A 7357-nucleotide genomic window follows, 5' to 3' on the forward strand; every position below is an offset into this window, starting at 1 on the left:
ATCGATACCCATGGATGACGATCTTCTGACCAAGCAGTTCAGCGCGTTCGTGGACGAAGTCGTCAATGCGCCCATGCGGCTCGCCGAGTCCCTGGAGACCGGCGCCGACGAGGCGGCGCGCGCGCTCAGCGAGCGGCTGCAACGCCTCATGGAATTCCAGGACGCGCATATCGAGCGGGAGGTCACCCGTTTCGAGATCGACAACGTCGCCGACGCGCGTTATCTCAAGGCCGCGCTGGCGGACGAGATTCTGTTGACCCGTCCCTGGGCAGGCCGCGAATCCTGGACCCGACACCTGCTCGAGTCCGCGGTTTTCCAGACGCACGTGGCCGGCGAAGCCGTGTTCGAGCGCATTGATCGGCTGCTGGCGGACCGGGACCCGTCGCGCCGCCGGCTCGCCCGCCTGTATCTGTTCGCGCTCGCGATGGGCTTCGAGGGGCGGTACCGCGGCGGTGCGGACCTCGCGCGGCTCGAAAGCTATCGGCTCGCGCTGTTCCAGTTCGCCTATCGCCGGCCTCCCGATCCCGGCGGCCAGGGGCGCGTGCTCGACGAGGCCCCGTACAAACAGACCCTGTCGCATCTGGCGCCCCGCAGGAACGCCGCCCTCAGCCGGTGGTGGGTGGGGGCCGCGCTGGCGGCGGCGGGATTGCTGGTGGCGTCCGAGATTCTCTGGCTCTCGACGACCTGGCCGATTCGCGAGGGACTGCGCAGCGTCGGCGAAGGGACCGTGGTTCGATGAAAAACGCGCGCTGGACGTCTACCCGGAATCGCGAAACGCATGAATGAAAACCTCTTGCTGTTGCTGAGCGTCGTGCTGGCGCTGGTGCTCGTCGCCGCGCTCGCGGTGACGCTCTACTTCGCGGCGCGGGGCGCGAGGGATGCGCGCCGCCCGCCATCGCCGCTGGCGCGCTGGCGTCATGATTCCCTGCGTCAGTCGTTTCGACGCGCGACGCGGCTGATCGAAGCGAATATCGCGTCGCGCGGCGAGCGCTATCGGGTGCCGTGGGTGCTGGTGCTCAACGAGTCGGCCCGGGATCGGAGCCTGCCGTTGCCGGCGGCGGGCATCGCCGCGGTGTTGAGCGAATCCACTGCGGCGCCGAGCGCGGTGCAGGGCGTGGACTGGCAATTCTTCGGCAGCGGCGTGGTGATCGATCTGCGTGCGGCATTTCTCGGCCTGTCGGACGGGACCGTCGACGCGGAAAAACCCTGGGAGGAATTTCTCGGTCTGTGCCATCGTTATCGTCCGCAGCGCCCGTTCGATGCGCTGGTGATCACGCTGCCGGCGCCGCTTCTGCTCGATCCGTCGGCCGAATCCCGCCTTGAACTCACGCAGCGCGCGGCGCGTGCCCACCGGCGCCTGTGGCTCGCGCAAAACCGGTTCGCGATGCGCTTCGCCACGTACGTGGTCGTGACCGATTGCGAGCGGGTGGCCGGATTCCAGGCGTTTTCCCGGAATGTGCCGGAAGACATGCGTGGCGGCATGCTCGGCTGGTCGTCGCCGTTCGACCCCTCGATCAACTATCAATCGGAATGGGTCGGGGCGGCGCTGGCCGCGATCCTGCAGACGGTGTCGGACACCAACGCGGAACGGTTCGCGCTGGGAACGGGGGGCGAGGATGCCGCCGCGCTGCTGACGCTGCCGGCCCGCCTCGACGCGATGCGCGAGCAGATGCAGTTCTTCGTCGACGAATTGATGCGGCCCAGCGGTTATCACGAACCGTTTTTGCTGCGCGGCATCTACCTGACGGGCGACAACGCCGAGTCGTTCCATCTGCCGCTGTCGGACGAAGGTCCAGGTCTGGATTCCCGCTCCGGCTTTCCCGCCGCGGACCGGACGGCGCACCGGGACCGCGAACCGGACGAGGACATTCCCGCCGTCCCGGGCGACGGCGAACCGGCGTTTTTCGACATCCCGGTACGTGCCGCGGCGTCGGATGAAGAACTGCTGGGCAGCGCCCCCACGCCCCGGCCGGTCTTCCTGCGCGATCTGTTCGAGCGAAAGATCTTTCTCGAATACGGGCTGACGCAGCCTTCCCGCACGCAGCGGCTCAGGCGGCCGCTGGTGCGCAGCACGGTGCGCGGCGCGACGGTCGTCCTGCTGGGCGGGTGGGCCGTCGCGCTGGTTTTCGCTACCCGACAGAATGCCGAACGCAGCCGCGAGTGGGCGCAGGCGCTCACGCAACTGGCGCACGACGAACTCACCCAGCGCACTGCCGCGAAACAGGGCCGGCGGATGGACCCGGCATGGCACCGCGCGAAGCTGGTGGACCTGCTGCGCATGAATGCCACGCTCGGACCGTCGTGGGTGACCACGGTGTCGATGCCGGGGTCCTGGGAGGTTTTCGACCGGCTGGAATCGCGTCTTCGCGAACGCCTGCAGCGCGTGTTCGAGAGTATCGCCGCGCCGGCCCTGCACCGCGAACTGATGGCGCGCGTGGCACGACTGACCGGTGGCGACACCGAGCCTGGCACGGGCGACATCCTGCCGGGCGGCGAGTGCAAGTCGCCCATGCCGCCGCGGGAGGCGACGGGCGCGAACGCCGGTCTGGCGATAGCGGCGCAGCCGGAAATGCTCGCCCTGCAGGCCTACGTCGCCGAACTCGATCAACTGGAACAGGCGTTTTCCGCATTGCGGCGGCTGCAGGACAGGGTCAGCGCGACCGTGGACGATCTCCATTTTCTGATCGGTTACGCATTCGACGTCGATTTGCACAACGATCTGTCGGAAAGCCTGGCGTTCTTCCATGGGCGTGCGAACGGCGCCGACCTCGTGGCCGGCGTCGACACGCCCGCCGTGCGGCAGTCGCTGCGCTGCGCGTTCAACAGGGGCGAAAAGCACCTGGCCGAGCGTCTTTTCAAGAACAACCCGCTGTACGAGGCGGAACGTCGTCTGGCCGGTGGGTTGCAGGCGTTGCGCATGGGCGATGCGGCGAGCGTCACCGATGTCTATCGGACGATCTTCGATGCCATCGAAACCGAGCGCCATCTCGTCTCCACCAATGCCGGCGCCTGGATGCTGCCGGACGGACCGGGATTCGGCCCGGCGTACGAACGGCTGCTCGCGCGCGTCGCCCGCAATCCCCTGCTCGGACAAGCTGCCGCGGACCGCCTGCGCAATGACATGGATTTCGCGTTACAGGCCGCGCGCAGCGCCTTTTTCGAACACTTCGCGGGGCAGGGCGGCGCCATGGCGTGGGATGAAAAAGCCGATACGTTCGTGTTGTCCACCGCGCGGACCGCGTTGCGCGACCTGCTGGCGCAGTTGCTCGACCCGACGCTGCTCGCGCCGCGCAAGGTGCGGACGGTGCCCGCGCCGGCGCGGGGCGAAGTCCTGGTCTGGAACGCCGGGCAACTGGACCATGCGCTTGCCCTCCGGGACATCCGTAAGCGCTTCCTGGACGGGGCGCTGGCGCAAATCCCGCCCGGCGCCGGCGATGCCCTCGAGACGGGCGTCGACGCGCAGTTCTCGGCCCTGATCGAGGATCGGACGATGGCCGCGGCAGGCATGGGCGTGCCGGCGGCGAATGCCGACCCCGCGGCCTTTCTCGCCGCCGGCGCGCGGCTCAATCAAATCGCCGCGGCGCTCGATGAATGGAATGGCCGGGAGCAGGCGAGCGCGTTGCGACGCCGGGTGTCCGCCGATGCCATCGAGCATCTGCGCGCGGTGGATGCGGCGCTGGCGCGGTCGGATCTCTATGGGGTCGCCGATACGCCGACGCCGTCCGCGCGCGGCGGCGAACCGCTCCTGACGCGTGCGCTCGGCATCCGCGACCCGGCGGCGGTGAACGTCTACGTGCAGCGGCAGGCGGCGCGGGTGCAGGCCCTGGGACAGCGCGCGGCGGTTTTCCTGCCGTTCGTTTCGCCCGAGGACGCCGATATGCCGGTGGTGCGGCGCTGGGCGGCGATCGATGCCGATCTGACGCGTTACAAGCTGAGCAGTCCGAACAGCACCTTGTTCGCGCTTGAACAATTCGTGGTGTCGCTGGGCCCGGCGCAGGCAGGCGAGCGGTGCATCGAAAAACTTGCCGCGTCGCCGCCCGCGGTCGGCGACGATTATTTCGCCGGCATTCACCGGCGGCTGCACCGGCAACTGGCGGCGTCGTGCAAGGCCCTGCACGGCGTGGCCGCGAAACAGGCGTGGCAGTCCTTCGCCGCGATGTTCGATCGCGATCTGGCGGGGCAGTCGCCGTTCGCGCGGCCGAACGCCGCGCCGCGCGGCCCGACCGATCGCGGCCCGACCGATCGCGGCCCGACCGATCGCGGCCCGACCGATCGCGGCCCGACCGATCGCGGCCCGACCGATCGCGGCCCGACCGATCGCGGCCCGACCGATTACCGGGTGGTTGGCGAGGCGTTGCGGCAATTCGAGGCCCTGTCGCGCGCGCTGGGCGTGCGGCCGGACGGCAGCCTGCCGGCCACCGGCGGCGGGCGGGACGTGGACCGGTTCGTGACGCAATTCGCCGGCGTGGCCCGGCTGCTCGCACCTTTGTATCCGGACAGCGACGACGTATCGGCGGGGTATGACGTCAACGTCGATTTTCGCGTCAACCGGCGCGCGGAAATCGGCGGTAACCAGATCATCGGCTGGTCGCTGCGCTCGGGTTCGCAAACCGTGGAGAGCGGCGCCACGCCGCGTGCGGTGCGCTGGCAGCCCGGCATGCCCGTCGTGCTTGCGCTGCGCCTGGCAAAGGACGCGCCACAGACCGCCGCCGGCGACGCCGGTCGAAAGCACTACGCGACGGATGGGCGCATGGTGTCTTTCCGCTTTTCCGATCCCTGGGCATTGTTGACGTTCATTGCCGCGCATCGGGTTCCGCAGGCCGACGCCGCCGGCGGTCAACGGACGATCTTGCTGAAATTCGATTTCCCGCTGGCGTCGCCGTCGGCGAATGGCGCGCCTCGCGAGGACGCCTTCGCGAGGGTATTCATCCGTGTGTCGCTGTCGCCCGCGGGGAAGAAGTCGCTGCTGCGTTGGCCGGGCCCATTCCCGAGCGCCGCGGTCCCATGGAAAAATGAGAGGGTTGTCAGGTGAGCGATCGTCCGTTGGAGCATTTTTACGCCGACATCGATCGCGCGTTGCTTCCCCTCGCGGGCGAACAGCGCGCCGGCATGTCCCTGCGGTACTCGGCGACCTACCGGGAAATCCGCCAGGCGCGCCAGGAGGACGACGCGACGGTGCCACAAGGCGAATGGGAGCGGCCCCTGAAGAAAGCGGATTGGCCCCTCGTCGTCCGCTTGTGCCTTTCGGCCCTGCAATCCGAGAGCAAGGATTTGCAGATCGCGGCGTGGTTGTGCGAAGCCTGGATCCGGCTGCACGGCATCCGCGGGATGTCCGCGGGCGTGCACCTGTTCGACGGCATGGTGGCGCATTTCTGGGCGGACGCCTACCCGCCCCACGAGGAGGACGGCGATGCGCGCCTCGGTATCGTCGAGTGGTTGCGGGACATGTTGGTCGTTGCCGTGACGATGCATGTCCCGCTTTTGGAATTCGATGAGCTCGACGCGCCGGCGCTCAACCTGGACGACTGGCAGCGCCTGATCATGGGAAAACCCGCGCTGCCCGGGCGCGAAAGGCCCGACCAGGCGACCCTGTCGGCGCGCGCCGTCGGAGCCCGGCTGGAAGGGCTGATCGCCCTGCGGCGCGGCATCGCCGAAGTGTGCGATCGATGGGCGCTTTTCACGCGGCGTCTCGACGAGGTGCTGGACGGCGATGGCCCCGGTCTGAGCGCGGTCGTCGACCGGCTGTCCGCTCTAGACCGTGCGGCGGACAGCCTGATCGATGGGCGAACGCCCGCGGCGGGTGGGAGCGCCGATCCGTTCGACCGGGAGAACGACGAGGAGAACGGCGAGGAGAACGGCGAGGAGAACGGCGAGGAGAACGCCAAGACCGATTCGCACTCCCGTCAGGTCGCTTCCGGGGAGACGCCAGGCGCTCGCGCCCCGGCGTCGCGCGCGGGAATCGCCAGTCGCGAAGAAGCCTACGCGTTGCTGGCGAAATCGGCGGCGTACCTGCGCGAGCATGAGCCGCACAGTCCCACGCCCTATTTGATCGAACGTGCCCTGGCATGGGGACGCATGCCGCTGCGCGATCTCATGGACGAGGTGTTGTCCGAGGACGGTGGCATGCGGTGGTACGCGGCGATGCTGGGCCTGGACGTCAACCGCGAATGAATACGGTTGCTTTTTCGTTTTCGTGGCCGTCATCGTATCCCACCGTCGGATGATGCCTTCGCGTCGTCCGGCGGCAGTCATTTCGGGGCAGGGAGAGGGCGCCGGAGCGCGTCGGTCGGCCTGAGCGTCTTTGCTGAAAACAGTTGACACGTGTCCGACTCTTCTCCATAATCTTCAATTCTCTGCGGAGGGGTGCCCGAGTGGCTAAAGGGGGCAGACTGTAAATCTGTTGGCTTACGCCTACGTTGGTTCGAATCCAACCTCCTCCACCAGAATTCAGAAGTTGGCTTGACGAAGCGTGTGTCCGTTGCCACGGCACGCTTCGCCGGGCCGCAAAGTAGGAAATCGAGATCCGAATCGGGTTCGTGCGGGTGTAGCTCAATGGTAGAGCAGAAGCCTTCCAAGCTTATGACGAGGGTTCGATTCCCTTCACCCGCTCCAGGTTTCAAAGCGTTGTAAAGGTTTCGCCCATGTGGCTCAGTGGCAGAGCACTCCCTTGGTAAGGGAGAGGTCGGCAGTTCGATCCTGCCCATGGGCACCAAATTTCAGCTGCTCAGTGTGGTTGCGCGCGGCGCAATGAATGTATTGTCCTGTTTAGGAGTCGACAATGGCTAAAGGCAAGTTTGAGCGTAACAAGCCGCACGTGAACGTCGGTACCATCGGTCACGTCGACCATGGCAAGACCACGCTGACCGCGGCAATCGCAACGGTGTTGTCGGCGAAGTTCGGCGGCGAAGCGAAGGGCTATGCGGACATCGACGCGGCGCCGGAAGAAAAGGCGCGCGGCATCACGATCAACACCGCGCACGTGGAATACGAAACGGCGGCACGGCACTACGCGCACGTCGATTGCCCGGGCCACGCCGACTATGTGAAGAACATGATCACGGGCGCCGCGCAGATGGACGGCGCGATCCTGGTGTGTTCGGCCGCCGACGGCCCGATGCCGCAAACGCGCGAGCACATCCTGCTGGCCCGTCAATCTGCGCGGCGCCCGTGATCATGTTCTTCACATAGTCGGCGTGGCCCGGGCAATCGACGTGCGCGTAGTGCCGTGCCGCCGTTTCGTATTCCACGTGCGCGGTGTTGATCGTGATGCCGCGCGCCTTTTCTTCCGGCGCCGCGTCGATGTCCGCATAGCCCTTCGCTTCGCCGCCGAACTTCGCCGACAACACCGTTGCGATTG

Annotated in this window: 3 protein-coding genes, 3 tRNA genes and 2 pseudogenes; 7 read left to right on the forward strand and 1 reads right to left on the reverse strand. The window is 67.4% G+C overall.

Features of this window, described 5'->3' with window-relative positions; all coding sequences use genetic code 11:
• Positions 1 to 10 precede the first annotated feature (10 nt).
• The 7 genes and pseudogenes from OVY01_RS14310 to OVY01_RS14340 form a co-directional block, all read left to right on the forward strand.
• Positions 11 to 739: a DotU family type IV/VI secretion system protein gene (locus OVY01_RS14310; protein ID WP_267848271.1), complete on the forward strand. Its 729-nt coding sequence runs from the start codon at positions 11 to 13 to the stop codon at positions 737 to 739.
• Positions 740 to 778: 39 nt separating this feature from the next.
• Positions 779 to 5032 (forward strand): type VI secretion system protein, encoded by a 4254-nt coding sequence (locus tag OVY01_RS14315; protein WP_267848272.1) that lies wholly within the window; start codon positions 779 to 781, stop codon positions 5030 to 5032.
• Positions 5029 to 6171 (forward strand): type VI secretion system protein TssA, encoded by a 1143-nt coding sequence (gene tssA, locus OVY01_RS14320; protein ID WP_267848273.1) that lies wholly within the window; start codon positions 5029 to 5031, stop codon positions 6169 to 6171. Before OVY01_RS14315 ends, tssA begins: the two co-directional genes overlap by 4 nt.
• A gap of 186 nt (positions 6172 to 6357) precedes the next feature.
• Positions 6358 to 6443, forward strand: a tRNA-Tyr gene (locus tag OVY01_RS14325).
• A 95-nt stretch (positions 6444 to 6538) separates the two neighbouring features.
• Positions 6539 to 6612, forward strand: a tRNA-Gly gene (locus OVY01_RS14330).
• 25 nt (positions 6613 to 6637) lie between these two features.
• Positions 6638 to 6712, forward strand: a tRNA-Thr gene (locus OVY01_RS14335).
• 66 nt (positions 6713 to 6778) lie between these two features.
• Positions 6779 to 7153, forward strand: a pseudogene (locus OVY01_RS14340) (GTP-binding protein); the annotation flags it as partial.
• Here OVY01_RS14340 and OVY01_RS14345 read toward each other — a convergent pair.
• Positions 7145 to 7357: pseudogene (locus tag OVY01_RS14345) on the reverse strand (GTP-binding protein); the annotation flags it as partial. The pseudogenes OVY01_RS14340 and OVY01_RS14345 overlap by 9 nt on opposite strands.

The sequence above is a fragment of the Robbsia betulipollinis genome (assembly GCF_026624755.1).
Classification (GTDB): domain Bacteria; phylum Pseudomonadota; class Gammaproteobacteria; order Burkholderiales; family Burkholderiaceae; genus Robbsia; species Robbsia betulipollinis.